The sequence below is a fragment of the Haloarcula sp. R1-2 genome (assembly GCF_011627385.1).
Classification (GTDB): domain Archaea; phylum Halobacteriota; class Halobacteria; order Halobacteriales; family Haloarculaceae; genus Haloarcula; species Haloarcula marismortui.
This window is the reverse complement of the sequence record NZ_JAANTG010000001.1, coordinates 1,357,230-1,381,189: the sequence shown is the minus strand read 5'-3', so window position 1 is coordinate 1,381,189 and position 23,960 is coordinate 1,357,230. Positions and strand designations below refer to the sequence as shown.

Here is a 23,960-nt window from a genome sequence, read left to right as displayed (position 1 = left end):
ACTCGCGCAAACAGCGCACCGAGTACCGCCTATTTGCCCCAGAATTAATCTTCTGATTCTACCAAATTTGGGCTCTGGTGAATCGCTGGACAGCGTCGGCTTCGACCGTCAGAACTAGGAAGTTGAAGCGGGAAACCGCCGATGATCCATGTCGAAGATCTCCCGCTTCACGAAGAAAGCGGTCCAGTTAGCTAAAAATGCTGTTGGTGAGCGAGGCGAAGTCGCCGCCCCCGAAGAGGGTGGCGGCTTCGCCGAGTATGCGGTAGTGTCACTGCACTGTCTGCGGGTTTACCTAGAAAAATCCTACCGAGACGCACTTGATTTGTTGAGCGAGATGCCACAAATACTCGGGGATATCGGCCTCGACGCGGCCGATCTCCCCGATCACTCGACGCTAGTCAAGTGGTTTGACAGAATCAAGACAGCACTCTGGCGAGTGCTGCTGCGCCTGTCGGCGCAGGAGCACGAGCCATCCGATCATGCCGCTATCGACGCGACGTTTTTCGACCGGGAAAATGCTAGCAAACACTACTATCGGCGGACGAATTACCGGGTTCAGACGCTCAAAGCGACAGCTCTTGTCGACACAGAAAGCCAAGCCATTCTAGACGTTCACTGTACGACTGAGAAACGCCACGACACGCAGCTCGGCTGGCAGGTCGCCCTCCGCAACGCGGGCGACCTCGCCAGCCTCGCTGCAGACAAAGGCTACGACTGGATAGGTTTACGCGACAAACTCCGCGAAGAGGGCGTAAGACCGCTGATCAAACATCGTGAGTTCCGGCCCATCGATCACGCGCACAACGCGTGGATCGATGGGCCTCGATACCGCCAGAGAGCGATGTGTGAGACTGTTTTCTCCACGATCAAGCGTACGCTCGGCGACACCGTGCGTGCGCGAACCTGGTACGGTGAATTTCGTGAACTCGTCCTGATGTGTGCGGTTCACAACATCAAGCAATCGCTAAACCAGTGAAATCAAGCTACGTCTGGTGATTCACCACGGCCCAAATTTGTATAACAGAACCATCACCAGCACCAGATGGTCACTCCAGCGGTGTCAATCGCTCTTGAATGGAAATAAGTCGTATCCCACAGCTGGTGACCATTTACCTCCCAAACAGTTTTTATTACTCAGAACGCTGAATTGTTAATGACTGACGATTTGGACGGCTCGTCCGAACCTGATGGGGTCAGGTATTCGTATTGTGTTTCACGGCGAGAAATCCTTGCAGCAGGGGCCGCAGGTGTAGCAACTGGACTTGCAGGCTGTAACGCATTCAATCAAGATGAGTCACTAGATGGCACTGACTCCACGCCACCACCTGAAGAAGATCAACAATTAGATATTCAGGTCAATCTGGTTGAGGTATCCTTGGATACTATCAGGTTCAAATTATTCGGAATCAAAGATTATGACCCAGATACATTTAGAGTCGATATATATTCAAACGCCCCAGTAGCAGATGACGACGATCGACGACCACTTGCAAGAGAAGAATACCAAGCATTTCCTCAAGTCTATGGAGCAAAAGCGAGATTTGAAGACGCAAATGAATATTTTGACGGGTATCTGAACACGCCTCAGGAGTTGATTTTTGAAATAGCGATTGATGACGGTGAGGCACAGGAAGTCCACAGAACTCACGAAGCAATCATGATGTTTGAAAATAAAGCCCGAGGAACAACAGAAATTCGCTCGCTCGGGCCAAAGTTTGCATCAAGAGAAACATGGGACAGTGATACCACTCCAAAACAAAAAGTTGAACTCTGGTATAATGAACCAGACGAGTCACCATTTAATGTTCCAAAACTTGACAAATCAGAGTATTCTGAAACGGATGTAGACGGTGACGATTGGTTTGACCTCAAGAACATCGAAATCACAGCTCTTGTTCGTACACCAATATTCACTACTGCGTTTTATGTTGACGATGACGATGAAGTACAAGGGCCATATTATGATTGGACCGTCTTTACCGTTCGAATGTCAGAGATTGAGTATTTAGAAGCAGTATACTTCAATTCACCGTCTACTATGAGAATTGCGGTTCCTGATACAGAATGGAGTATTGGTGATGGGGGCGCTCGTCAAAAAGAAATTCCTCATAAAACGAACTACGGAAGTAATGTGACTGTAGGCAATATTTCTGAGCCAGTTGCTCAAGAATCAGATGATGCAGTAGTGCAACTACTAGAAGCCGCTGTTTTTCCAGATAGAAGCCCTAATGAATTTGTTGGTGCAAATCCGCTACGGTTCGCAGTTGGGCGAGCAGTAAGTAAACGTTGGGCACGCAAAATCGAAGAAGCATTCGAAAACAAACACTATCTATCATCGCTTGAAACCCCTGACTACCACAAGCTAACAGTATTGAAAGCATTTGTTGGCGATGCACTCCCATATAAATGGACTCTTGGTAGATACCACAATTCACCAGAAGAAAGCATTATCGAACTGTTCAAGAATGGAACAGAAGGTGTCGAGAACACGGAGGGTGCAGACTGTGTGACAGCATCTATTCTATTCGCAGGTATTGGCTATTGGCTTGTTGATGCTGAACCAGTACTTCCGTGGGTATATGTAAGTGGGCGTGTAAAACACTTGTTCACAGGGTGGGGTGGATTAGATATGCCAGACTTGAGGAGAAACCGAAGCCCTAACGCATTAGGGTATGAAGGTCCAGACACACCGCATTCTAGTGATAAAATTTCATATGATTATTGGAATGTTGAATGTACAGAAGGGTTTTCATCGATTGGATTTATCCGAGGTTCGATTGCTGACACGCAGTATCTCGCAGCTTGGTCAAATGGAGACCCTCTTCAACTGACAACACACATTCGATTAAATGAAGCCGATGAACCAGATATCGATGGTGAGATTAAAGTTGACCGAACCGAAAATGAGGGGATAATCAAAGTGTTTGACGATAATCCGCTATATCGATTCGAGTCAGAATAGAGACGCTACGCTATATCTCAAACAGTTCGTGTATGCTGTCTCGTATTGTTTGTAGTGTTGGTCGCTCGTCAACTTCACTTGAACATCCGTGTAACAATACTTTTGATACATCTTTTTGGAGTTCAGACGACTGTAACACATCCACAAAGAAACAGCACAACTGATAATTCTCTGTCAACCGTAATTGCGACTCAGTAATAGCTCCGGACCACTCTGAAACGTCAGGCGGAACCCGCCAAATAATAGATACAGAGTCGTTTCTGAGCAGGGACTCACTTCCCCCAGAAGGGGTCGCGGTTCCGGTGTTTCTCCAGATACATCGACAGCGCCTCGCGCTCGTCGACGGAGATGTCTTCCTTGAGTTCCTGTTCGAGAATCTTTGCGTGCTTTTCGGGGATTTCGACCCAGAGGTCGTCGCCTTCCTCGACTTGGCGGCCGACGGTCGGCCCCTGAATGGAGACAGCCATGCGCTCACCGGCGCGGGCCGAGTCAACGTCTTCGCCCTCATCCTGAATCGTTTTGAGGGTCCCGACGCGGTTCGCCTCGCCGTTCTCCCACCTGACGACGTTGACGTTCCGACGGAGTTCACCTGAGAGGATTTCGACGCCGACGACGGCCGGGTCGGACTGGCGGAAGGTGTGGTCCTGCAGAATCCGGAACTTCGCCGGGCGGGTGATGTTCTCCAGAATCTGCTCCTGCTGGGCCTCCTCGATGGCGGTGACGTGGTCGTCGTAGGACTCGACGAGCTGGTAGATGACGTCGTCCTCGAACAGTTTCACGTCCTCCTGTTCGGCGAGGTCCCGCGCGTCGTCGAGCACGTCGACGCTGAACGCCAGAATCGCCTGATTGGTCGACTCGCCGGCCGTTTCGGCGACTCGCACGTCCCGCGGTGCGACCGCGCCGACCTCGGCCCGCATCACCGGGATTTCTTCCTCTTCGAGCGTACTGGAGAGGGCCTCCAGCGACCCGAGCGTGTCGGCCTTGATGACGACCCCTTCTTCCTGTGTCGTCACTTCGATTTCGGCGAGTTCCTCCTCCACCTCGGCGATGACCTCGCTTCGGTCGCGGTCGCGGATGACGCGGATCGGCGCGCCGGCCATCGCATCGCCGAGTTCCGGCGCGGCGATTTTGACACCGTCGGCGGCGGCGACCTCGTCGACCTGCTCGAACTCCTGTTCGGTCCGGATCTCTTCGAGCGGGCGTGGCCGAAGCAGCGCACGCACGTCAGTGATGATCGGCCCTTGCAGCCCCCCGACGACGATGGTATCGTCGTTGCGGATGGTCCCGTCGTAGATGATGGCGTCGAGCGTCGTCCCGAACCCCTGGGTGTCTTTCACTTCGAGGACAGTCCCAACACCGGGACCGCTGGTGTCGATTTCCATCTCCTCTTTCATGTAGCGCTGGGACAGCCCCATCATCACCGTCAGCAGGTCAGGGATGCCCTCGCTCGTTTCGGCCGAGACCGGCACGACGCCGATGTTGGCCTGGAAGTTCTGGACGCGCCAGTACATATCCGCGGAGAAGCCGTTGTCCGAGAGTTCGCCGATAATCTCGTACAGCTTCTCGTTGAGGTCGGTCTGCACGCGGTCGGACTGTGCGTCCATCGTCTGCTGGACCGGTTGCCCCTCGTTAGGGTTCCAGCCGGGGACGGTGTCAATCTTGTTTGCGGCGACGATAAACGGCGTCTGGGTTCGCTTGAGGATGTCGATGGCCTCCAGCGTCTGGGGCTGGAAGCCGTCGTTGACATCGACGACGAGGATGGCGATGTCGGCGAGCGCGCCACCGCGGGAACGGAGCGTCGAGAAGGAGTGGTGGCCCGGCGTGTCAATGAACAGCAGGCCGGGCAGGTCGAAGTCCGTCGGGTCGACTAGGTCACCAGCAATCTCGGAAATCACGTCAAGCGGGACGGCTGTCGCGCCGATGTGCTGTGTAATCGCGCCCGATTCGCCGGCGGTGACGGCCGAACCGCGGATCTTGTCGAGCAGGCTCGTCTTCCCGTGGTCGACGTGGCCCAGAACGGCGACGATGGGCGTCCGCAGGGTGTCGTCGGTGGCTGTTGTGGGGTCCGTGTCAGACATAGATGGCTCCAGAAGTTGTCAGAACCGAGTCGTCGGTGGCAGTTAAGTTCGTCGTCATCAAACGCACGCAACCGAACGTGGGGCTAAGCGGGCGTCACTCGGTTACAGTGAACGACCCTGTCATGCCGATGCTCTGGTGAGGGACGCAGTGGTACTCGTACTCTCCGGGGACCTCAAACGTGTAGGCGTACTCGTAGCCGGAACTGTACGTCTTTCCGTCGTCTCCGGGCGTCCCCGTCCAGTCGCTGCCTTCCGGCGTCGCGGTCGATTTGACGTTGTGGCCGCCGGCCTCCCAGACCCACAGCACGGTGCTTCCAGCGGGGACCTCGAACGTTTCCGGGGCGAAACTGAAGCTTCCCGGCGCGACGGCGACCTCCTGTTCGGCGTCCACCGACGTTCCAGTGGAGGCCGGCGTTTCGGTCGAAGTGGCAGTCTCAGTCGGTGTTGGTGTTTCGGTTGGGGTTGCGGTCTCCGTCGACGTCGTCACCGAATCAGTCGGCGTTGCTGTCGCAGTACGGGTTGATACTTGCGTAGCGGTGGCCGTCGCTGTTGGGGATGATTCACCGCTGTCGCCACCACTGCAGCCCGCGATAGTCCCGGTAACGACGGCCGTGAGCGCGCCGAGAAACTGACGCCTGTTCCGGTCCATGCGTACTCGTAGGATGCCTGCCGCTTAGGGCTGCTGCCTACTGTGACTGTGCGATCCCGGTCACAGAACGACTCCACTGGGACTCTCAACACTTGCTTACCCAGCGTTTCTATCCGTGACTGTCGCTGTCGGCGACCATCGTTCTTTCGTCGGATATCCCCGTGGCGTTTATGTAACCTCGTTCGGAACAAGGGGGTATGGCTGCAATACTCGCAGAAAACCTGTCGGGGAAAGACGTGATGGGGACTGATGGCGCGGAGATCGGCAGTCTCTACAACATCACGATGGACTTCTCCTCGGGCGCGCTGCACAACCTCGTTATCGACCCCGCGGAGTCGCTCCGTAACACAAACTTCGAGTACAGCGACCAGGGCCGCCTGCTTGTCCCGGTTGAGCGGGTCAAGGCAGTGAAAGACCACATGATCGTTAAACGCTAGATGTACGTTCTTGACTCCTCGGCATTTATCAACGAGTATCACACCGACGAGCAGATAGCAACGATTCCACTCGTCAGAGAAGAACTGGAGGACGAGGCCGCCTATCGCTTCGACGCGCTCGAAGGCTCTGGGATGCACCTTCACATTCCCGAGGACAACACTGTTGAGCGCATCGAGCGCGCTGCCAGCGAGACCGGTGATCTTGCGGAGCTCTCGGCAACCGATACCCGGCTGATTGCGGCCGCGTTCGAACTCGACAGCCGCCTCGTCACGGACGATTACGCGATGCAAAACGTCGCGGAGAAACTCGATGTGGCGGTCGAAGTTATCGCCCGTGAGGGGATCTCCGAACAGCGGGAGTGGCTGTTCCAGTGTGCTGGCTGTGGCCGCGAGTTCGACGAGAACCGCGACCGCTGTCCCATCTGTGGGAGTTCGCTCTCGCGGAAAAACCCGGCTTAGACGGTCTGTTCGTCCCGGGCGTTGAGCCCGAGCTCGACTAGCTGCGACAGCACTTCCGCCTCTGTGATGCCGTAGCGCCGCGCAAGCGTTTCGACACTCCGCGCTTGGTCGTCATCACAGACGATAGTGAACCGCCGAGCCATGTCATCGCATACAACAGTAGGTCGCATAAACACCCGTCAGACAGCAGTCAGACAGCTCAGATCGCCGGATTTCCTGTAATCTCGATGTACAATGTGAGAAACTGGATTGCGTTGAACGCCCCGTGAATAAAGATGGGCACGAGCAGGTTCTCGGTCTTGAGATAGCTCAGGCCCAGCAGCGTCGAGAGGACGAACACTAGCAGTAGCGAGAGGACGGTCTGTGTCGGCGTCCCGGCGGCGTACTGTCCGAAGTGGACGACACCGAAAACGGCGCTGGTGAGTATAATCGCCTGGAATTCACCGAAATCGTCGTAGAGGTACTTCTGGATGAGGTTCCGGTAAATAAACTCCTCGCTCGGCGCGATAGTCAGAAACGCGAGTGGGACCATCACGAGCAGGAATGACGGGTCCTCGCGGGCCAGTTCCTCGACGCTGCTCCGGGCCGCTTCGAGCCCGAGCGCCTGAATGAGGTAACTGAAGCCAAACAGCGCGACCATGAGGACGACGACGCCGCCGACGCTGTAGCCGATGTCACGGAGACCGGGGCGCTGCAGGTCTAGGTCGGTCCAAGTACGGTCTAGCCGGCTGGCGACGGCCGCCCCGAAACCGATGAATCCGACGCCGATGCCGATAGTGAGCGTGACATACGCGGGGCCGGTGACAGTCCCGCCTTCCAGCGCCGTGGCGCTGACAAGCCCTGCGGCCGCGACCCCGAGAACGACGAACTGGGCGAACACCGTGCCCACGAGGAAGCCGGCCAGCCCGATTCCCGTTGCGACCGAGAGCGCTCTGGCGACCGTGTACAGCCGGTCGTTCGGGATGCCGGTCGCCAGCGCCCAGCCCAGCGCAACCGTCAGACCCCCGGCCAGCACTGTGAGATAGACCGCGATGCCGACGGTCGCCGCAACGCCAGCACGGAACTCCGGCCCGAAGAAGGCGACGAGCGTGGCGAGGGTTGTGACGATGCTCGCGCCTGCTGCGCCCAGACCCGCCTGTCTGCCGTCGAGTGCGCCGTGACGAACAAGCGAGAAGGCGAGCGCGGCGACGACGAAGCCGGCGGCGGCGACCTGTCGGGCGGTGACCGGGCCGACAGTCGTCGCCGGTGTCATCCAGCCAGCGATGCCGGTTTCTGTGGCGACGAGTACGACGAGACCGAGGCCAGCGGCGAGAACACCCCAGTTCGCGGCGGTATCGTCCATTATCGGCAGTCCGTTGCGCCGGCCTAAAGGGACTCCGTTTCGCCGATACGCAGTCGCTCGCGCTCGTCGATGACCGCCGTCTCGTCCGTCGCTTCGCCGCGGATGAGCGCCCGCGTGGCGTTTTTGCCCCACTCGACGGCCGGCTGGGTGAACGTCTCCACGTCCGCGAGTTCGCCGACGAGGACACAAGCCGCCTCCATCGCGTACAGCAATTCGCCGACGCTTTCGGCGTCGAGACGGTCGATTTCGACTTCCAGTGCCGGCCGGTCAGCCGCCGGCAGGCTCGCCACCGTCGCCTCGTACTCGGCGTCAATGAGGCCGCCGAGGTCAGTTCCGGCGAGATACGACAGGTCTTCGTGGTCCGGGTCGGGAATCGACACGTCGGCACGCTCGCGCGGTCGGACGAACGTGACGACCTTGTCGCGGTGGCCGGCGCGGTACAGCTGGAGCTGAGAGTGCTGGTCGGTCGCGCCAAGCGCCCGCGCCGGCGTCTGGCCTCGCCCGTCCTTACCCAGGCTCTCGGCCCAGAGCTGTGCGAACCACTCGCCGAAGGACTCCAGGCGCTCGGCGTAGGGCATGACGGCGTTGACCGTCGCGCCCGCTTCTTCCAGCGCGTAGGCCATCGCGCCGTAGGCGTAGGCCGGCGAGTCATACAGCGACGGCGCGAGGTCGTCAGCCGCCTTCTGACCGCCGGCAAGCAGCCCCTCGATGTCGATGCCGAGGATGGCTGGCGGGACGAGTCCGACCGCCGACAGCGCGCTGAAGCGGCCCGGAACGCCCTCGGGGACCGGCAGCGTCGGCAGGTCGTGCTGATCGGCGAGCGCCCGGAGCGGGCCGGACTCGCCCGTCGTGACGACGATTCGCTCGGTCCAGTCGACGCCGCGGTCCTCGTAGGCCTCGCGGACGACGAGGAAGTTTGCCAGCGTCTCCGCCGTCGTCCCCGAACGCGAGACGACGTTGATGGCCGTGTCGGCGAGTGAGAGGCCAGCGAGCGTCCGCCGGACGTGCTCCGGGTCGACGTTGTCCAGCACGACGTGACTGCCCGGGTCCTCAGCCAGCGCCTCTGTGATGGTTTTCGCTCCCAGCGCGGAGCCACCGATGCCGACGGTGATGACCGATTCGGCGTCGGCCACCGGCGCGACGGCGTCGTGGATGGTCTCGGCATCGGTTGCTTCGGGGAGGTTCAGCGAGGCGTAGCCGAACTCGCCCTTGTTCCGACCCTGCTCGATTCGCTCGTGGGCCACGGCCACCTGCTCGTCCAAGTCGTCAAGCGTCGCACGCTCGACGCCCGGGTCGGCGGCACTGGCAAGCGCGGCTCCGATATCGACGTGCATACTGGGGATGTCGATGGGCGGGTACAAACAACTCCCGGACGGCATGGCAGCAGACGTGGCTCCGTTGTCACCGCTGGCCAGACAACACCGCGCTTAACCACGCGCTTGCCTAAGGATCAGGTATGACAGACGCGACGGCAGAGCAGTCCGTCACAGCCGATGCCGACGACAAGCCCGAACCGTACAACGGGCTCCCCGGCGCATTCCCGTACGCGTTCCGGGCCACTGACTCGTTGCTGTTCAAAGCCTACGTCCCGGTTGCGCTGTTGCTGTCTGTGGCGATTACGCTCGTGTTCTCGTTCGGACTGATAACGCAACTCGCCGAAACCGGGAGCGTCCGCGGCGGCACGTTCACCTTTTCGCGGAGCTTCTTCCTGTTCGTCGGGCTGTTGCTCGTCGCGCCGCTGCTGGCTCCAGTGCTCTCCGTCGCGCGCCGCCATCGACGGACCGCATCCTCGGTCGCCTACGACCGCGCCCTCGCCCTTTCGGCGTTTCTGTTCATCGGGTCGATATATCTCGCGCTGTTGACCTCCGCTCCGGCGGAGCTTCGAGAGCCGACACAGAGCGCTGTCGTCGGCTTCTTCTACTCGTTGCCGCCGATTGCCGGCGTCGTCCCGCCGATGCTCGCGACGCTGGGGATATATCTGACTCACCGGCTGCTGAAGTAGCACCGCCAGTCCACGGCTGTCCACTCTTACGGCATACCACTCCAGCCCGTTCCCGGGTCGAAACGGGCAAGAACGCCCGCCACGAACGTGTGTCCATGACAGCGATTGAAGGGACATTTCTTGTCACGAACGCCGACGACGGGTCGGCGACGCTTCGGAACGTCGCAGACTCACAGGTGCTGACACTGTCTGACAATCCCGGCGTTGAGGCCGGCGAAGTAGTGGAGGGAACAGTCGAACCGGAGCCGCCGATGGAGGTCACCTACACCGTCACCGAGGTCGCCGAGCGGCGCACAATTCCCGTCGAGACGGTCGACCTCGCGCCGACGGCACAGACGACCGAAATCGCGGCCGAGCAGGCCCCCGGCGAGCTAACGACGGTCGAACGCGCTGGTGAGGGCGAGGTACACGTCCTCACGGTCCCGGAAGACGAGACGGCCGAGGCCGCAACGGATGTCGTCGAGGACGAGGCGACCCTCTCGCGGGCGGCCAGGCTCGGCGTCGACCGTGTCGAGGTTCGGACCGCAGCGGGCGTTGTCAGCGTGCGCTACTTGCCGGACTGACGCGTTCTCTCACTCGCCTCGACTTCTTATTCGGTCGGGCCCGCGGCGCTCTGGACCTGCCAGCCACCGGCGATGCCACACGCCTCGCGCTCGGTGTACACGAACTCGGTGTCTTCGGTCACCGCGGACCCGCCCTCGACGGATTCGACCTGGAGCGGGAAGTCAAGCGTGTCGCCACAGCAGCCAACGCCGACAAACTCTGTCCACACGTCGCCCGGTGTGGCGGTGTTGTGTGTCTTCCGGAGGTACGCGCGGAACGGCGACCCGTAGACTTTGTCCCGACCCCACCCGCTGAGGTCCGCTGGATACGAGAGTTCGACCCTGATTGCGTGCTCGGACATACCGGATATACGTGATAGACTGGCATAGATGTACGGCACAGCGGATGTCAGCGGCAGTGATTGGGAAGGCTTATTCCGGCCCGTCTCACACCGTTCCGTCATGTTCGAGTTCGAGGTCCCGGAAGTCGATTACACCCAGTATTCGAACCGTCAGCTAGTGGCGGTTCCGCTGGTGGTGCTCGGTCTGGCGCTTGCGGTCCTCGGTGGCTGGTATCTGGTCACCGGCGCGCCGGTCTCTCCGAGCATCGACTTCACGGGCGGTTCGGAACTCACCGTCGAGTCGTCTCTCTCACAGGCGGAGCTCAGGGACAATACGTTCGACGAACCCGTGGTTTCCGTCCAACAGGTCGAGGGTGAGAACCGGTATATCATCACGTTTGATTCGTCGAATCTGGAGCCAATCGAGGAAACCGCGCGTTCGAGCGATCAGATGGAGTTCCTCGGTAGCGGGACCACGTCGCCGATATTCGGTCAGGAGAACCAGCGGCTAGCGGTCGTCGGCATCGGTGTCGCCTTCCTCGGGATGAGTTTGCTTGTCTTTGCGATGTTCCGGTCGGTCGTACCGAGCATCGCAGTCGTTCTGTCGGCGTTTTCGGACCTTGTCATCCCGCTCGCGGTAATGAACCTGCTCGGAATCAAGCTCTCACTGGGAACCGTCGCCGCGTTGCTGATGCTCATCGGTTACAGTGTGGACTCCGATATCCTGTTGAACAATCACGTCCTCCGGCGCTCCGGCGGGTTCTACGAGTCGACATACCGCGCGATGCGGACCGGTGTGACGATGACGCTGACGTCGATGGCGGCGATGGCGGTGATGGCGATTTCGGCGACGATATTCGGTATCGAACTGATGGCTTCTATCGGGTTCGTTCTCGTCGTGGGCTTGGCTGCTGACCTGATGAACACCTATATGCTCAACGTCACGTTGCTTCGCTGGTACAAGTATGAGGGGGTCAAACGATGAGCACACTCAAGGAAAACTGGCGCGTCGTTGCGCTGGTCACGCTGTTGCTACTCAGCGCCGTCGCGCTGTTCATCCCCGGCGTTCCGCCAGGGACCTCGGATACTGAAGGAGCTGGGGCCGCGAACCAGTCGACGAACCTCCAGTACGGGATTCAGCTCAGCGGCGGGACGCGTATTCAGGCCCCGATCGTTGGCACTACCGCTGAAGGTGTCGATGTTGCACCCGCAGACGAGGCCGACTTGGCACAAGCGACGGCGGACCGGTTGGGTCTCGACCCGATTGACGTGCGCGTTTCGAACCAGACTGAGACCGTCGAGGTGTTCTCGAACAACGTTTCCACCGGAGAGGTCGAATCCGCACTCGAAGCCGAGGGGTACGAACCGAGTGAGGTCCGTCCCGGCGTGACCCGGGACACCCGAGAGAACATGGTGTCGGTTATCAACGACAAACTGCGCGAATCGGCGCTGACAGGGGGTTCGGTGCAGCAAGTCAGCTCGCCGGGTGGTCGGAGCTTCATCAGCGTCACAGCCCCGGACAGGGGACGCGAGGAGCTCATCGGCCTGCTCGAAGAGCGTGGTGTCGTCCGCGTGTACGCTGTCCACGACAATACTGAGAACGGCTCCTACGTCCGTGAGCAAGTCCTCTCACAGGGCGACTTCGCGGGTATCGGGGCAGCACAGCGAAGCGAAACGCAGGGAACGCACGTCCCGGTGACTGTCAAACAAAGCGTGGCCGAGCGCTACGCGAACGACATGGTCGAGGCCGGCTTCGGGAGCGGGTCGACCTGCCGCGACTCGGACTACGACCACGAGAACCTCCAGAACTCACAGGCAGACTGCCTGGTGACGACACTGAACGGCGAGCCGGTGTTCATCGGTGGTGTCGACCCGGGGCTGGGACAGTCCTATCGGAACGGTGAGTTCGCCAACAATCCGCAGTTCATCATGCAGACCAGCAATATGTCTGAAGCGACCGAGCTGGAACTCGCACTCAAGGCCGGTCGGCTACCGGCCCCGCTTGACTTCGACAGCGCCGAAAGTCAGACGCTTTCGTCTGCGCTCGCTCAGGAGTTCCAGCAGCGCTCCCTCCTGACGGGCATTCTCGCCGTCATCGCGGTGAGCCTGGTGGTGTATCTCCGGTACGGGCGTCCAGAGGTCGCCCTGCCGATGATCGTCACGGCGCTGTCGGAGGTGTTCATCCTCCTCGGATTCGTTGCCTTCGTCCAGTATCCGCTGAACCTCTCGCATCTGGCCGGGTTTATCGCAGTCATCGGGACGGGGGTGGACGACCTCATCATTATCGCCGACGAGATCCTCCAGCAGGGGAAAGTTGAAACGGGCCGCGTGTTCCAGAGCCGCTTCCGCAAGGCGTTCTGGGTCATCGGCGCGGCTGCGGCGACGACCATCGTCGCGATGAGTCCGCTGATGGTCCTCTCGCTTGGCGACCTCTCCGGGTTCGCCATCATCACCATCGTCGGCGTGCTGGTCGGCGTGCTCGTGACGCGCCCGGCCTACGGTGATATCCTCCGGAGTCTCGTGCTGGACGAAGACTGACACCGTCGGTCGCTTTCTCCCGAGTTCACGACGCTCAAAAGTCACTGAGCGTTGACTGTGATGCCGCTGCCAGTACGTCGTCACACGTCGACCACGACCGGCGGGCACACGCCGGCAATTCGCCGTGTCGGTCAACGTAGTCCGCTAGGAAGGTCCGCGTTGTCGGGTCACTGGGATAGCCTGACCCCACGTCGCCGTACTCCGCTGCCAGCTCTGCGACATGGGTGTCGCGGGCCACCTTCGCAATAATTGAGGCCGCACCGACTAGCGAGTCCGTCTCGTCGGCTCCATGTTCCGCGGTTACAGCCACGTCGGTGTCGACTGCGTCCGCGACCCGACGACCGAACCGCGCCGCGTCGGTGTCGCCGGCGTCGACCGTCCCTGACAGGCCGTCTCGGGCCACCGCGGATAGGGCCTCTGCCTGCCCTTCGACAGTCAGTGTGTTCATGTCCGTCTCGTCGGCATCGATGCGCTCGACAGATATTTCAGCAATACCAACGGCGTCTGCCGATTCGCGGATTTCCTTGGCCAGTCGCTCGCGTCGCTCCGGCCTGATGTCCTTCGAGTCGCCGACCCCGCCGGGCAGGGCCGCAGGGTCGGCCCGGACGGCGGCGGCGAACATCGACCCCAGAACCGGCCCTTTCCCAGCCTCGTCAACGCCAAATCGCATGGCTGGCACGTCGATGCCGGTGTAAAAACAGGTTCCGGTTGGACGGCAGTCCAGCGAGCTACTCTTTGAGGAACTCGTCTGTCGCGAACGGTTCGTCCTCGCCCTGCACGTCGATTACGTCGAGCGCCGTCACCACGGCGTCGGTGTCGAGCAGGCCGGCTAGGCTCGGCTCCGTGCGGCCCTCATCGCTGGAGACGAGTTCTTTCACGTACAGGCCGCCTTCCCCGTGGATGCGGAGTTCGGCGTGGCGGTCGTCGGTCAGTTCGCCTTCGGCGTCGTACACTGCTCGCGTCCGTGTGATGTCGGCCCGTCGGTGGGTGACTCGCTGGGGGGTCTCCTGCTGGATGGTCGCTCCGTCCAGCTCCGTTAGTGCGTCCTGCAGGACGTCGGCGTCGACCGCGTCGCCAAACTCCACGTCCATCCGGTAGGTCTTGGAGGCGTCCAGTTCCTTGACGCGCTCGACCATTTCGTGGGTCGCCAGGTGGAGGTCCGTCACTTCGACCTTCCCATCGGCGAAGGCGTTGATGTCGGCTTCGAGTTCGTCGGCGTCCACGTCACGTTTTCGCGGTTCCATCACTTCGATGACGAACGGGCGGCCCGAGTCGAGCATTCGCGCGTCGACGTCCTCGCGGCCGGCACCGTGGAACACGGCCTCCTCGCCGTCCATCGCTTCACGGACGACAGGCGCGGACAGTTGCTCGACGCTCTCGTCGTAGCGGTAGCCGCTGCCGTCACAGCCGTCACAGGGTTCGCCTTGCCACAGCCCGGTCCCGTTGCAGTCGTTGCAGGGCCACTTCGTCTGGGGGATGTCGCGTTCGAGCTTGCGGTAGCGGCCGTAGATGAACGCCGAGTTGACGTGCGTTTCTACCTCGTCCGTTGCGAGGTCGAGCGTGAGCTGGACTGCTGGACGGCCAAACTCCACCTCCGCGCCGGTCAGGTCGCCGATTCGCTTGCCGACTTCGCGGTTGAGTTCGGTCTTCAGCGCCTCTCCGGCGTCGGGGTCCAGCCCCACGTCCTCCCGGAGCAGTTCGTCGTTTTCTTCGAGTAGCGGCGGCACTTTCGTCCCGACTTGGTAGGTGTCGAATTCGCAGCCGCGGACGGCGCTTGCGGCCTGCTCGGCCCACCAGTCGAAGCGGTCACACTCTCCTTCACAGACCCAGCAGTCCTCGCTCTCCTCAAATGGGTCGTCGTCTGCAAGCGCAAGCGTCACCCGAAGGGCGTGGCCCCGTTCGGCGTTGGCCAGCCCGAAGCTCCGGTCGGCGAAAAGCCGGCCGAGACAGGAATCACACAGCGGCCCGGTGGCAAGCGCCGAACGGGCGTCCTCAAGTATACTCATTGCCTGAGCCGACGCGTCGCCCCCGTAATTGCGTTTCGACCTCTCGGTCGTCTGGGCCGGGGAGGGCCCTGTGACCTTGCTTTCGCTTACTCACCGGTCACGCCGCCGTCATCTGTGGGTTTGCTCTTCGACTGCGCTTGGTCGAATAGCTCGCCCGGAATCTCTTCGGTTGAGATGGAGATGGACCGCTGGGGGAACGGGATATCGATGTTATCGGCCCGGAACCGTTTGTAAATCGCGCTGTTGAGTTCGTGGGTTGCACGAGCTGTCAGGGCCGGGTTGCTGACCCAGCACAGCAGTTCGAAGTTCAGCGCTGAGTCGCCGAACTCTCGGAACCGGACCCGCGGGTTCGGGCGGTCCTGCACGAGGTCCTCGGCTTCGGCTAGTTCCAGCAGGATATTCTCGACTTTGTCGATGTCCGTCCCGTAGGCGACGCCGACAGGGACCCGAATCCGGCGCTTGCGTCGCGGCGTCGACTCGTTGACGATAGCAGCGCTATTGAGCTTCGAATTCGGAACTGTGACGAGAATGTCGTCGCGGGTGCGGATGACCGTCGAGCGGACAGAGATGTCCTCGACGCGGCCGCGTTCGCCGCTTTCGAGGACGACGAAGTCGCCGACCGCGTACGTCCCGTCGAGATACAACGATAGCGACCCGAAAAAGTTCGCCAGCGTGTCCCGGGCCGCTAGGCCGACAATGATGCCCATAATCCCCGCTGAGGCCAGCAGCGGCGTCACGTCGATGTCCCAGAGGACCAGCAACAGCAAAACCCCGCCGCCCGAGATGAGCGCGCTCCAGACGTTCTGGAGGATGGGGACCATCTGGCGGTCGATGTACGCTGAATCTGTCGCGATGGCGGACGCCTGACGGCCAATGCGAAGCAGCGTCACCATCCAGACGATGACGACCAGCGAGAGCGTCCCGGCCTCAAGCGAGACGGCGATGGCCGGCCGGATATCGTAAATCTGCGCGCCGGCGTACGCGCCGCCGAGGCCGATCGAGATGTACGCAGCGGTGTGAATCCCACGGAACACGATGTCGTCGACGTCGCCCTCAATGTGTGGGGTGACCCGTCTGATCAGCCGGTCACCGAGGACACGGATGACCAGCGCGAGCGCGACCCCGCTGCCGACGAGTACCAGAAACCCCTGCCAGGCCGGCAACCCCGACAGCAGGTCCACCATCCCACTTCCCAGTTGCATACCCCCGTTTGGACACCGGCGCTATATATACTGCCACGTCGACGGCCCGAACCGAACGGCCTTTGTCCCGCGGCGTCCGCTCCGTGGGTATGAACCCGATTCTCGTCGCTATTCTGCTGGGCCTGCTGCAAGGGATACTGGAGTGGATTCCGGTCTCCAGCGAGGGCGGTGTCGCCCTCGCGTCGACGGTGGTCACAGGCGTCTCACCCGCCGCTTCGACCCGCCTCGCACTCTTTCTCCACGCCGGGACGGCGGTTGCGGCCACGGCCTACTATCGCACCGAGGTCCGAACCATCCTCCATTCGATACGGCAACTCTCGCGTCGCCCGTTCGCCGACGAGACGGCGGACCTCTCGTTTATTGTCATCGCGACGGCGGCAACCGCTGTCACCGGCCTCCCCGCGTATATGGTCCTCGACGCGGCTGTTTCGGAGCTAGAGGGCGGGCTCTTTCTGGCGCTAGTCGGCGGCCTACTCGTCATCACTGGTCTCCTCCAGCGGTTCGCTGCGGCGCTGTCGCTGGGCGAGCGTGAGATTCCGGACGGGTTCGACGCTGTTCTAGTCGGGGTGTTGCAGGGGCTGGCCATCCTCCCCGGAGTCTCCCGGTCTGGGACGACGGTGAGTGCGCTGTTGCTCAGGGGCCACGAGGGTGAGTCGTCACTTCGACTCTCATTTCTACTGTCGATTCCGGCCGCGCTCGCTGCCAACGTCCTGGTTCTCGTTGACGATGGTGTCCCCGCAATCGACCCGCTGCCGGCCGTTGTCGCGCTCGTCGTGAGCGCCCTCGTCGGCTACCTCACCGTCGACGCGCTGGTCCGGCTGGTCCGGCAGGTCCCGTTCTGGGCGGTCTGTACGGTGTTCGGTGGGTTCGGGGTCGTCGGCGGCTTGCTTGTCGCGCTGTGAGAACGGTGCTGGTACTTATTTATTCTCCGGCGTCAAATCTGTAGTACCAGCGGCTATGAGTGGTGACGAACGCAAGCTAGTCGACACGTCGGGGGACTTCCAGTACGTCGTCCGCGACGGTGACACGGTGACCGACCCGAAGTGGCGCTCCTGTCGACTCATCGTCACCAACAAGCGACTCATTCTGGCGACAGACGGCTCGAAACAGCCGATCCCACACTCCAGTATTACCCTCCCGTCGAACCCTGACGATCTGATTCCCGACGGTGGGACCGGCGGCGCAACCGCGCTGGAGGTGGGCAACAACGTCCTCCTCGTCGACACCCCGAACTTGGACGACTTCCAGACGGAGTACGTCCGCGCGACGCTACAGGGTGAGGTTATCCTCGCACGACAGCAAGCGGTCGTCGGCGGCGTCGTTCAGGAGGACGCCGAGTGGAGCAAGGCACGGTTTCAACTGGATGACGACATCATCCGCCTCCAGTTCCCCGGCGGCAAGAGCATGTCATTCGAAATTGAGGACGTCGGAACTATCGAAACGGGGACCAGTACCGTGATGGGCCAGGAGCGGGAGGTCATCGAGGTCGAACACACTGACAATCAGGACCGTAGCGTCGAAACCCACATCTCGGGGATGGACCACCACACGCGGGCGCTGAAGACGCTCTTTACCCGCGTTATCGAGGGCCGTGAGGACGATTACGAACTCTCGGAGATGGAGAGTCAGGTGTTGATGGCGCTCTACTCCGGTGTTTCACCGTTTGAGATGTCCGATTTCGTCGGAACAACGCCCGACGAGGTCGAGGAAATCTATCAGAAACTGCTCGATGTTGGTGCGGTTGATGAGGTCCGGGTTCGGACCGAGGTCGCGTTGAACGCGCAGGGGCGGAATATGGCGAGTGAGGCGATGAGTGAGAAATAGCGAGGGGCCGACCGGAGAGAGGGCCCTCGGATAGCGAACGAGGAACGCAGTGACTCGTGAGCGGCGTGGCGCTACGCGCCACAGAACGATTTTCCCTGACGCCGAGCCAACAAAAGTCGGGCGAGGACCGATTCTGATCCGGGGCAGTGGAGCGGTACCGCCACTGCGACGCGTGGCTTGCCTCTAGCGGTGGTCGGGTTCCGATGTCGCCCAGTCAGTACAGTCGGACTCGTGCCCTGCTTCCGTCTCGCCGTTTTCACTCACGCAGGTACTCGACGTCCTCAGCTTCCGTCACCGACACCCCGTCCGGGAGGTCCGACTCCGGGACCGGCGTCAGGGTGAGAACTTCACCCGCCTCGGTCTGGACCCATTCCTCACCCGTCGCTTGACTCCAATCGTGTGGTTCCCAGAACCCCGACTCGAAGCGCATCCAGATGTCGAGACCACTGTAGTACTCTCCCGTTGAACTTTCGTATATCATTGCTGACTCCACGGCGTCTGCTGCCATCGAAAAAGTCAATGCACCTACATGGTATTATTACTACCGGCAGGGCAGAAATTCGCCTGGCTTGAGAATGGAGGGGTGCTTGGATAGCACGGGTAAAGCGGTGGTTCGGCCACCGAATGAGTATGTTTAACAGGGGTGCCGTGAACCAGCTATGGAGCCGCCGCCGCGGAAAACGGAGTCCGGCCTACTGCTGTTCCATCGCCAGCTCGAGCGACCAGAAAAAGCCGTAGTACGCGACGACGCCGGCGGCGAGCGTCAGGTAGTAAGCCCACTGGGGAGCCGACAGTAGGTCGAAGATGACGCTCACAGCAGTCACCCAGGCGATAGCGAACACGAGGTCGACGAACATGCCTCGCTTGTGGTCTCGCACGTGGTTTCGGAGGGTGTCGACGACGCTCATCGGCGGCCTCGTGTCGTCCATGACGGTCGGAGTCGGTGCTGTCCCATTAGTCACGCCTCGATATCCGTCTCGCCGTGAACGTCGACGACGAGTACTGGTAGCCGCGTCCGGCGCAGCACCTTCTCCGTGACGCTGCCAAGGATGACGCGCTTGAGGCCCGAGCGGCCGTGGGACCCCATCACGACGAGGTCGATGTCGTTGTCCTCGACGAACTTTCGGATAGCGCGGGCCGGTTCGCCGGCGGTGATGTGCTCTTCGACCTCGACGCCGTGTTCGGCGGCACGGTCGCGGACGTAGCCGGTGGCCTCATCGGCGTCTTCTTTTATATCGGTCATCTCCGCCAGGTTTCCTTGGCGGATGCGGTCGACCTGTTCTGTCCCCAGCGAGTAGCTGGTCGCGTCGACGTCGACGACGTACAGTGCGTGGACCGTTGCGCCGTATTTCGAGGCGATGTCGACCGCCTGATCGACCGCGTTTTCGGCGGTTTCGCTGCCGTCGGTCGGAACGAGGATATTGTCGTACATGGGTTTAATCGTCCGCGGGGGTACTGCCACTGGTGCTGTCGCCGACGACGTCTGCGGCGGTCTCCTGTTGCCCCATCGGTTCGGGGCTGTGACACTGTCGAACCATCTTTTTCGTCTCCAGCGGTGGCTCGGGCGTCGCCAGCGAGACGGCGATAGTGACGATGAACACGAGCGGCGTCCCGATCAGCGCAGCGCCGATCGGTGGGACGTACTGGGCGTATATCGGGACGAGTGCGCCGCCTTCTCCAGCGGCTGCGCCGAGCGCGCCGATGTAGCTCGGGAGGACGCTGTTGATAATCGAGGTGATCCAGATGAGCAGGCCGAGCACCATCCCGGCCAGTGCGCCCTGACGGTTCGTGTTCTCCCACCAGAGGCCGAGGAAGAACATCGGGAACAGGACGACGCCGGCCAGCGAGAACGCGTAGGCGACCAGCTCGCCGATGAGCGCCGGTGGGTTGAACGCGGTCACCGTTACCAGCGCGCCCATGCCAATGATCGTCCCGCGACCGATGAGCACCTGCTGTCGCTGGGTCGCGTCGGGATTAATCAGCTCGGTGTAGATGTCGTGTGCGACCGCGGAGGAGGCCGTGATGAACAGGCCAGCCGTCGTCGCGATAGCCGCGGCCATCGCACCGGCCGCCACGAGGCCGACGAACCACGTCGGGAGGTTGGCGAACTGTGCGGCGAGCACGACGATCACGTCACCTTCAGCGCCGGACATGCCGCCTTCTGCGGCGTAGGCGCTCGCGCCCGTCGTCGTCTGGAAGAGGTCGACGCCGAAGGCCGCCATTGCGGGCGACGCCCAGTAGAGCAGGAGGATGAAAAACAGCCCCCACACGCAGGACCAGCGAGCGACGCGCTCGCTTCTGACCGTGTAGAATCGGACGAGGACGTGCGGGAGGCCGCAGGTCCCGACGATGAGTGAGAACGCCGTCGCGACCCAGAGGTAAAACGGCTGGTTCACGAACGGCGCAGAGAACTCGCGGCCGAGGTCAGCGATCAGTGCGCCGTACTCGATCTGCGGGAGCACCGTCGAGTACCCCTGCGAGAAGCCGACGACGTACACGCCTGCGAGGAACGCGACAATGAGGATGGTGTACTGGACGGCCATGTTCTTCGTTGCGCCCAGCATCCCCGAGAGCGCGAGATAGCCGACGGTGATGGTCATCATCACGACGATCATCGGGATGATATCGAGCCCGAAGACGTACTGTCCGACCAGTCCCATGCCGCGGGCCTGACCGACGGAGTAGACGTACGCGATGAGCAGCGTGGTGAATGCGGCCAGCGCGCGGGCAGTTGGGGAGTTGAACCGGTCGCCAACGAAGTCCGGCGCGGTGTACTTCCCGAACCGGCGCATCTGTGCTGCCAGGAAGATGAGCAGGACGAAGTAGCCGGTCGTCCAGCCGACGATGAACGCCAGCCCGTAGAAGCCAGAGAGCGCGACCAGCCCGGCGAGTCCCAGATACGAGGCGGCGGACATCCAGTTCGCGCCGATGGCCATCCCGTTCTCGATATTGCCGATGCCGCGGCCCGCGACCCACATCCCCTCTGTGTCGGCCACCTTGAACACGTAGCCGATGACGAGGAACGACGCCATCATCAGGAAGACGATAATCGCCGGGACGAGCTTGAACGAGATGTCGAGCGCTTCTGCCTGTAGCGGGACCGTCACTGCTCGACACCCCCGTCAGTGGCCGCTGCCTCGCCCGTCTCTGGAGCCGTGCTCTCGACGGAATCGATGCCGTACTTCTGGTCAAGCCGGTCCCGGTAGCGCGTGTATACGACCGCCAGAATGAGCGCGCCCGTCGGCGCACCGAACGAGACGAGGAAGTAGTGCAGCGGGAAGCCAAACAGGGGCGTCTGCACGGTCATCATCTCCGGCGCAAGTGCGGTCAGCGTCACCGGGCCGAACACGACCAGCGCCCAGAGCACGAAACTGCTCCAGATGATCTTCAGGTGGTCGCGCATAAACGGCGTACTCGGCCGTAACAGGTTCACCTCCCTGTCGAGGTAATCGATGTCGTCGTGGGCGGCTGCTGTGCCGCCGTCTGGTTGGATAGTTGACTCTTCTCGGTCCGCAGGCGTGTCTCTTGACATGGGTATGAAAGCTTGAAAATTCGTGGTGCTGTTCGCTGTTAGGGCTCAGTCACCCTGGACCTTGGTCTCGATATCACTGACAACGTCAGGGTTTCGCAGCGTACTCGTATCGCCCAGTTCCTCGCCGTTGGCGATGTCTTCCAGCAGGCGGCGCATGATCTTCCCGGAGCGGGTCTTCGGCAGTTCGGGCGTGAAGATGACCGCTTCCGGCCGCGCGATCGGGCCGATAGCATCCTCGACGCCGTCGATAATCGCACTGCGGAGTTCCTCGTCCTCGTCGTAGCCGTCCTCGGTGATGACGTAGGCGTACACCGCCTCGCCCTTGATATCGTGGTCGCCACCGACGACAGCGGCTTCGGCAACGCCTTCCACGCCGACGATAGCGCTCTCGATTTCCATCGTCCCGAGACGGTGGCCGGAGACGTTGATCACGTCGTCGACCCGTCCCAGCACGGTGATGTAGCCGTCGTCGTCGATTTTTGCGCCGTCCTCGGGGAAGTACACCCAGTCGTCAGAGTCGTCGCTATCGGTGTCCGAGTACTCGGCCCAGTATTCGTCGATGAACCGTTCGTCGTTCTTGTACAGCGTCCGGAGCATCCCGGGCCACGGCTTGTCGACGGTCAGGTAGCCGGCGCGGCCGGGTTCGACTTCCTCACCCTCGGTGTCGACGATGCGTACGTCGTTGCCCGGTAGCGGCGGCCCGGCCGACCCCGGTTTCATGTCCTTAACGCCGGGTAACGTCGTTATCATCATGCCGCCGGTTTCGGTCTGCCACCAGGTGTCGACGACGGGACACTCCTCGTTGCCGATATGTTTGTAGTACCATTTCCAGGCACGGGGGTTGATTGGCTCACCGACCGTGCCAAGCAGGCGCAGGCTAGAGAGGTCGTGTTGCTCGGGGTACTGTTTGCCCCACTTCATGAACGCCCGGATAGCTGTCGGCGCGGTGTACAGTTGGTCGGCTTCGTACTCCTCGACGATGTCCCAGAGGCGGTCCTTGTCGGGGTAGTCCGGCGTCCCCTCGTACATCATCGTCGTCGTCCCGAGCGCGAGCGGGCCGTAGACGATGTAGGAGTGACCGGTAATCCAGCCGATATCGGCAGAGCAGAAGTACGTGTCCTCGGGTTTGATGTCGAGCACCGCCTGCGATGTCCAGGCCGCCCAGGCGAGGTAGCCGCCGGTGGAGTGTTTGACGCCTTTTGGTTTCCCGGTGGTCCCGGAGGTGTACATGAGGAACAGCATGTCCTCGGCGTCGCGGTCGACTGGTTCGACAGTCTCGCCTTCGTTGTCGTCGATGACGTCCTCGAAGGCGACCTGATTGTCCGCGTAGTCGTGGTCGAAGCCGTCGCCGTCCATCAGCCGTTCGGCGACGATGGCGCGTTCCACCTCGTGGTCAACGCCGCTCAGCCCTTCGTTGGCTTTGTCGAGGTGGTCGAGCGGGTCGCCGCGGCGGTAGTAGCCGTCGCAGGTAACCAGATACTCCGAGTCGGCGGAGTTCATTCGGGTCGCGAGCGCGTCCGCGGAGAAGCCGGCGAACACAACGGAGTGGGGCGCGCCGATGCGGGCACAGGCCAGCATGGCGATGGGAAGCTGCGGAATCATCGGCATATACATCGTCACGACATCATCTTCGCCGACACCCATCTCACGCAGGCCGGCCGCGAACTCGTTGACCTTCTGATGGAGTTCCTCGTACGTGTAGGTGATATTGTCTTCCTCGACTGGCTCGCCGACCCACTCGATAGCGGCTTCGTCGCCGCGCTCGTCGAGGTGGCGGTCCAGACAGTTCGCTGAGGCGTTTAGCGTCCCGTCTGTGAACCACTCGTAGAACGGCGGGTTCGAGTCGTCGAGTACCTGATCGTACTCCTCCTCCCAGTCGAGAAGGTCAGCGGCCCCCTCCCAGCACTCCGGCCAGTTCTCCTCGAACTCGTCGTAGATACCCTCATCCGTGACGTTCGCCTGCTCGACGAACGACTCCGGCGGCTCGAAAACCTCCTGCTCTTCGAGCCGTGCTTCGAGTTGGACATCTTCATCTGACATGGTCTA

General features: G+C 61.3%; 25 protein-coding genes. 10 read left to right on the top strand and 15 right to left on the bottom strand.

Features of this window, described 5'->3' with window-relative positions; genetic code table 11:
* The first annotated feature begins 148 nt into the window (after window positions 1-148).
* Window positions 149-976, top strand: coding sequence for an IS5 family transposase (locus G9C82_RS06990; protein WP_127013705.1), 828 nt, complete (start codon window positions 149-151; stop codon window positions 974-976).
* A 177-nt stretch (window positions 977-1,153) separates the two neighbouring features.
* Window positions 1,154-2,962 (top strand): hypothetical protein, encoded by a 1,809-nt coding sequence (locus tag G9C82_RS06985; RefSeq protein WP_127013704.1) that lies wholly within the window; start codon window positions 1,154-1,156, stop codon window positions 2,960-2,962.
* A gap of 272 nt (window positions 2,963-3,234) precedes the next feature.
* Here G9C82_RS06985 and infB read toward each other — a convergent pair whose 3' ends face one another.
* Window positions 3,235-5,040 carry a translation initiation factor IF-2 gene (infB, locus tag G9C82_RS06980; protein ID WP_127013703.1) on the bottom strand — a complete coding sequence of 602 codons (1,806 nt, stop codon included), beginning with the start codon at window positions 5,038-5,040 and terminating at the stop codon, window positions 3,235-3,237.
* 94 nt (window positions 5,041-5,134) lie between these two features.
* Window positions 5,135-5,689, bottom strand: a complete 555-nt coding sequence (locus G9C82_RS06975; protein WP_011224668.1) for a plastocyanin/azurin family copper-binding protein — start codon at window positions 5,687-5,689, stop codon at window positions 5,135-5,137.
* Between the two features lie 197 nt (window positions 5,690-5,886).
* Here G9C82_RS06975 and G9C82_RS06970 point away from each other — a divergent pair, with 197 nt between their 5' ends.
* Both G9C82_RS06970 and G9C82_RS06965 read left to right on the top strand, forming a co-directional pair.
* Window positions 5,887-6,126 (top strand): PRC-barrel domain-containing protein, encoded by a 240-nt coding sequence (locus G9C82_RS06970; protein WP_004518435.1) that lies wholly within the window; start codon window positions 5,887-5,889, stop codon window positions 6,124-6,126.
* Window positions 6,127-6,585, top strand: a complete 459-nt coding sequence (locus G9C82_RS06965; RefSeq protein ID WP_127013702.1) for an NOB1 family endonuclease — start codon at window positions 6,127-6,129, stop codon at window positions 6,583-6,585. It begins immediately after the preceding gene.
* Here G9C82_RS06965 and G9C82_RS06960 read toward each other — a convergent pair.
* From G9C82_RS06960 to G9C82_RS06950, 3 genes are read right to left on the bottom strand one after another with little or no spacing between them, the layout of a single operon-like run.
* A complete protein-coding gene (locus tag G9C82_RS06960; protein WP_121303846.1) occupies window positions 6,582-6,728 on the bottom strand; it encodes a CopG family transcriptional regulator in 147 nt (48 codons plus the stop codon). The two genes, G9C82_RS06965 and G9C82_RS06960, sit on opposite strands and share 4 nt — an antisense overlap.
* A gap of 56 nt (window positions 6,729-6,784) precedes the next feature.
* Window positions 6,785-7,927, bottom strand: a complete 1,143-nt coding sequence (locus tag G9C82_RS06955; RefSeq protein ID WP_127013701.1) for a CPBP family intramembrane glutamic endopeptidase — start codon at window positions 7,925-7,927, stop codon at window positions 6,785-6,787.
* A gap of 23 nt (window positions 7,928-7,950) precedes the next feature.
* The gene (locus tag G9C82_RS06950; protein WP_127013700.1) at window positions 7,951-9,261 is read right to left on the bottom strand and encodes a glucose-6-phosphate isomerase; all 1,311 of its coding nucleotides are present in this window, start codon (window positions 9,259-9,261) and stop codon (window positions 7,951-7,953) included.
* Window positions 9,262-9,383: 122 nt separating this feature from the next.
* Between G9C82_RS06950 and G9C82_RS06945 the strand changes: the two genes are divergently transcribed.
* Together G9C82_RS06945 and G9C82_RS06940 are read left to right on the top strand one after the other, a co-directional pair.
* Window positions 9,384-9,929, top strand: a complete 546-nt coding sequence (locus G9C82_RS06945; RefSeq protein WP_007189193.1) for a hypothetical protein — start codon at window positions 9,384-9,386, stop codon at window positions 9,927-9,929.
* Window positions 9,930-10,024: 95 nt separating this feature from the next.
* On the top strand, window positions 10,025-10,492 hold the full coding sequence (locus G9C82_RS06940) for a DUF5812 family protein (protein ID WP_058992799.1): 468 nt from the start codon (window positions 10,025-10,027) through the stop codon (window positions 10,490-10,492).
* Window positions 10,493-10,518: 26 nt separating this feature from the next.
* On the opposite strand, the gene G9C82_RS06935 is transcribed toward G9C82_RS06940, so the two are convergent.
* Window positions 10,519-10,833, bottom strand: a complete 315-nt coding sequence (locus G9C82_RS06935) for a hypothetical protein (protein ID WP_127013699.1) — start codon at window positions 10,831-10,833, stop codon at window positions 10,519-10,521.
* Window positions 10,834-10,933: 100 nt separating this feature from the next.
* On the opposite strand from G9C82_RS06935, the gene secF reads away from it, so the two are divergent.
* Both secF and G9C82_RS06925 read left to right on the top strand, forming a co-directional pair.
* On the top strand, window positions 10,934-11,797 hold the full coding sequence (gene secF / locus G9C82_RS06930) for a protein translocase subunit SecF (RefSeq protein WP_004964432.1): 864 nt from the start codon (window positions 10,934-10,936) through the stop codon (window positions 11,795-11,797).
* Window positions 11,794-13,350 carry a preprotein translocase subunit SecD gene (locus G9C82_RS06925; RefSeq protein WP_007189190.1) on the top strand — a complete coding sequence of 519 codons (1,557 nt, stop codon included), beginning with the start codon at window positions 11,794-11,796 and terminating at the stop codon, window positions 13,348-13,350. Before secF ends, G9C82_RS06925 begins: the two co-directional genes overlap by 4 nt.
* 34 nt (window positions 13,351-13,384) lie before the next feature.
* On the opposite strand, the gene rnhB is transcribed toward G9C82_RS06925, so the two are convergent.
* From rnhB to G9C82_RS06910, 3 genes are all read right to left on the bottom strand, one after another.
* Window positions 13,385-14,020: a ribonuclease HII gene (gene rnhB / locus G9C82_RS06920; protein ID WP_011224676.1), complete on the bottom strand. Its 636-nt coding sequence runs from the start codon at window positions 14,018-14,020 to the stop codon at window positions 13,385-13,387.
* A gap of 58 nt (window positions 14,021-14,078) precedes the next feature.
* A complete protein-coding gene (locus tag G9C82_RS06915; protein WP_127013698.1) occupies window positions 14,079-15,356 on the bottom strand; it encodes a tRNA pseudouridine(54/55) synthase Pus10 in 1,278 nt (425 codons plus the stop codon).
* A gap of 86 nt (window positions 15,357-15,442) precedes the next feature.
* Window positions 15,443-16,558, bottom strand: a complete 1,116-nt coding sequence (locus tag G9C82_RS06910; RefSeq protein WP_127013697.1) for a mechanosensitive ion channel family protein — start codon at window positions 16,556-16,558, stop codon at window positions 15,443-15,445.
* Window positions 16,559-16,647: 89 nt separating this feature from the next.
* On the opposite strand from G9C82_RS06910, the gene G9C82_RS06905 reads away from it, so the two are divergent.
* Entirely contained in the window at window positions 16,648-17,460 is an 813-nt protein-coding gene (locus G9C82_RS06905; RefSeq protein ID WP_127013696.1) for an undecaprenyl-diphosphate phosphatase, read from the top strand.
* Window positions 17,461-17,515: 55 nt separating this feature from the next.
* Window positions 17,516-18,382, top strand: coding sequence for a CheF family chemotaxis protein (locus G9C82_RS06900; protein WP_127013695.1), 867 nt, complete (start codon window positions 17,516-17,518; stop codon window positions 18,380-18,382).
* Between the two features lie 256 nt (window positions 18,383-18,638).
* On the opposite strand, the gene G9C82_RS06895 is transcribed toward G9C82_RS06900, so the two are convergent.
* The 6 genes from G9C82_RS06895 to acs form a co-directional block, all read right to left on the bottom strand.
* Entirely contained in the window at window positions 18,639-18,863 is a 225-nt protein-coding gene (locus G9C82_RS06895; protein WP_228841750.1) for a hypothetical protein, read from the bottom strand.
* A gap of 211 nt (window positions 18,864-19,074) precedes the next feature.
* Window positions 19,075-19,290 carry a hypothetical protein gene (locus G9C82_RS06890; RefSeq protein ID WP_007189183.1) on the bottom strand — a complete coding sequence of 72 codons (216 nt, stop codon included), beginning with the start codon at window positions 19,288-19,290 and terminating at the stop codon, window positions 19,075-19,077.
* 50 nt (window positions 19,291-19,340) lie between these two features.
* Window positions 19,341-19,814, bottom strand: a complete 474-nt coding sequence (locus G9C82_RS06885; RefSeq protein WP_004964408.1) for a universal stress protein — start codon at window positions 19,812-19,814, stop codon at window positions 19,341-19,343.
* A 4-nt stretch (window positions 19,815-19,818) separates the two neighbouring features.
* Window positions 19,819-21,489: a cation acetate symporter gene (locus G9C82_RS06880; RefSeq protein ID WP_127013694.1), complete on the bottom strand. Its 1,671-nt coding sequence runs from the start codon at window positions 21,487-21,489 to the stop codon at window positions 19,819-19,821.
* Entirely contained in the window at window positions 21,486-21,914 is a 429-nt protein-coding gene (locus G9C82_RS06875) for a DUF4212 domain-containing protein (RefSeq protein ID WP_004964404.1), read from the bottom strand. The genes G9C82_RS06880 and G9C82_RS06875 overlap by 4 nt, the downstream gene beginning before the upstream one ends.
* Window positions 21,915-21,959: 45 nt before the next feature.
* On the bottom strand, window positions 21,960-23,954 hold the full coding sequence (gene acs, locus G9C82_RS06870) for an acetate--CoA ligase (protein WP_011224682.1): 1,995 nt from the start codon (window positions 23,952-23,954) through the stop codon (window positions 21,960-21,962).
* Window positions 23,955-23,960: the final 6 nt, after the last annotated feature.

Coding starts and splice junctions, on each gene's coding strand:
- G9C82_RS06990 (WP_127013705.1), top strand. CDS start 149: ATGTCGAAGATCTCCCGCTTCACGAAGAAAGCGGTCCAGTTAGCTAAA.
- G9C82_RS06985 (WP_127013704.1), top strand. CDS start 1,154: ATGACTGACGATTTGGACGGCTCGTCCGAACCTGATGGGGTCAGGTAT.
- infB (WP_127013703.1), bottom strand. CDS start 5,040: ATGTCTGACACGGACCCCACAACAGCCACCGACGACACCCTGCGGACG.
- G9C82_RS06975 (WP_011224668.1), bottom strand. CDS start 5,689: ATGGACCGGAACAGGCGTCAGTTTCTCGGCGCGCTCACGGCCGTCGTT.
- G9C82_RS06970 (WP_004518435.1), top strand. CDS start 5,887: ATGGCTGCAATACTCGCAGAAAACCTGTCGGGGAAAGACGTGATGGGG.
- G9C82_RS06965 (WP_127013702.1), top strand. CDS start 6,127: ATGTACGTTCTTGACTCCTCGGCATTTATCAACGAGTATCACACCGAC.
- G9C82_RS06960 (WP_121303846.1), bottom strand. CDS start 6,728: ATGGCTCGGCGGTTCACTATCGTCTGTGATGACGACCAAGCGCGGAGT.
- G9C82_RS06955 (WP_127013701.1), bottom strand. CDS start 7,927: ATGGACGATACCGCCGCGAACTGGGGTGTTCTCGCCGCTGGCCTCGGT.
- G9C82_RS06950 (WP_127013700.1), bottom strand. CDS start 9,261: ATGCACGTCGATATCGGAGCCGCGCTTGCCAGTGCCGCCGACCCGGGC.
- G9C82_RS06945 (WP_007189193.1), top strand. CDS start 9,384: ATGACAGACGCGACGGCAGAGCAGTCCGTCACAGCCGATGCCGACGAC.
- G9C82_RS06940 (WP_058992799.1), top strand. CDS start 10,025: ATGACAGCGATTGAAGGGACATTTCTTGTCACGAACGCCGACGACGGG.
- G9C82_RS06935 (WP_127013699.1), bottom strand. CDS start 10,833: ATGTCCGAGCACGCAATCAGGGTCGAACTCTCGTATCCAGCGGACCTC.
- secF (WP_004964432.1), top strand. CDS start 10,934: ATGTTCGAGTTCGAGGTCCCGGAAGTCGATTACACCCAGTATTCGAAC.
- G9C82_RS06925 (WP_007189190.1), top strand. CDS start 11,794: ATGAGCACACTCAAGGAAAACTGGCGCGTCGTTGCGCTGGTCACGCTG.
- rnhB (WP_011224676.1), bottom strand. CDS start 14,020: ATGCGATTTGGCGTTGACGAGGCTGGGAAAGGGCCGGTTCTGGGGTCG.
- G9C82_RS06915 (WP_127013698.1), bottom strand. CDS start 15,356: ATGAGTATACTTGAGGACGCCCGTTCGGCGCTTGCCACCGGGCCGCTG.
- G9C82_RS06910 (WP_127013697.1), bottom strand. CDS start 16,558: ATGCAACTGGGAAGTGGGATGGTGGACCTGCTGTCGGGGTTGCCGGCC.
- G9C82_RS06905 (WP_127013696.1), top strand. CDS start 16,648: ATGAACCCGATTCTCGTCGCTATTCTGCTGGGCCTGCTGCAAGGGATA.
- G9C82_RS06900 (WP_127013695.1), top strand. CDS start 17,516: ATGAGTGGTGACGAACGCAAGCTAGTCGACACGTCGGGGGACTTCCAG.
- G9C82_RS06895 (WP_228841750.1), bottom strand. CDS start 18,863: ATGATATACGAAAGTTCAACGGGAGAGTACTACAGTGGTCTCGACATC.
- G9C82_RS06890 (WP_007189183.1), bottom strand. CDS start 19,290: ATGAGCGTCGTCGACACCCTCCGAAACCACGTGCGAGACCACAAGCGA.
- G9C82_RS06885 (WP_004964408.1), bottom strand. CDS start 19,814: ATGTACGACAATATCCTCGTTCCGACCGACGGCAGCGAAACCGCCGAA.
- G9C82_RS06875 (WP_004964404.1), bottom strand. CDS start 21,914: ATGTCAAGAGACACGCCTGCGGACCGAGAAGAGTCAACTATCCAACCA.
- acs (WP_011224682.1), bottom strand. CDS start 23,954: ATGTCAGATGAAGATGTCCAACTCGAAGCACGGCTCGAAGAGCAGGAG.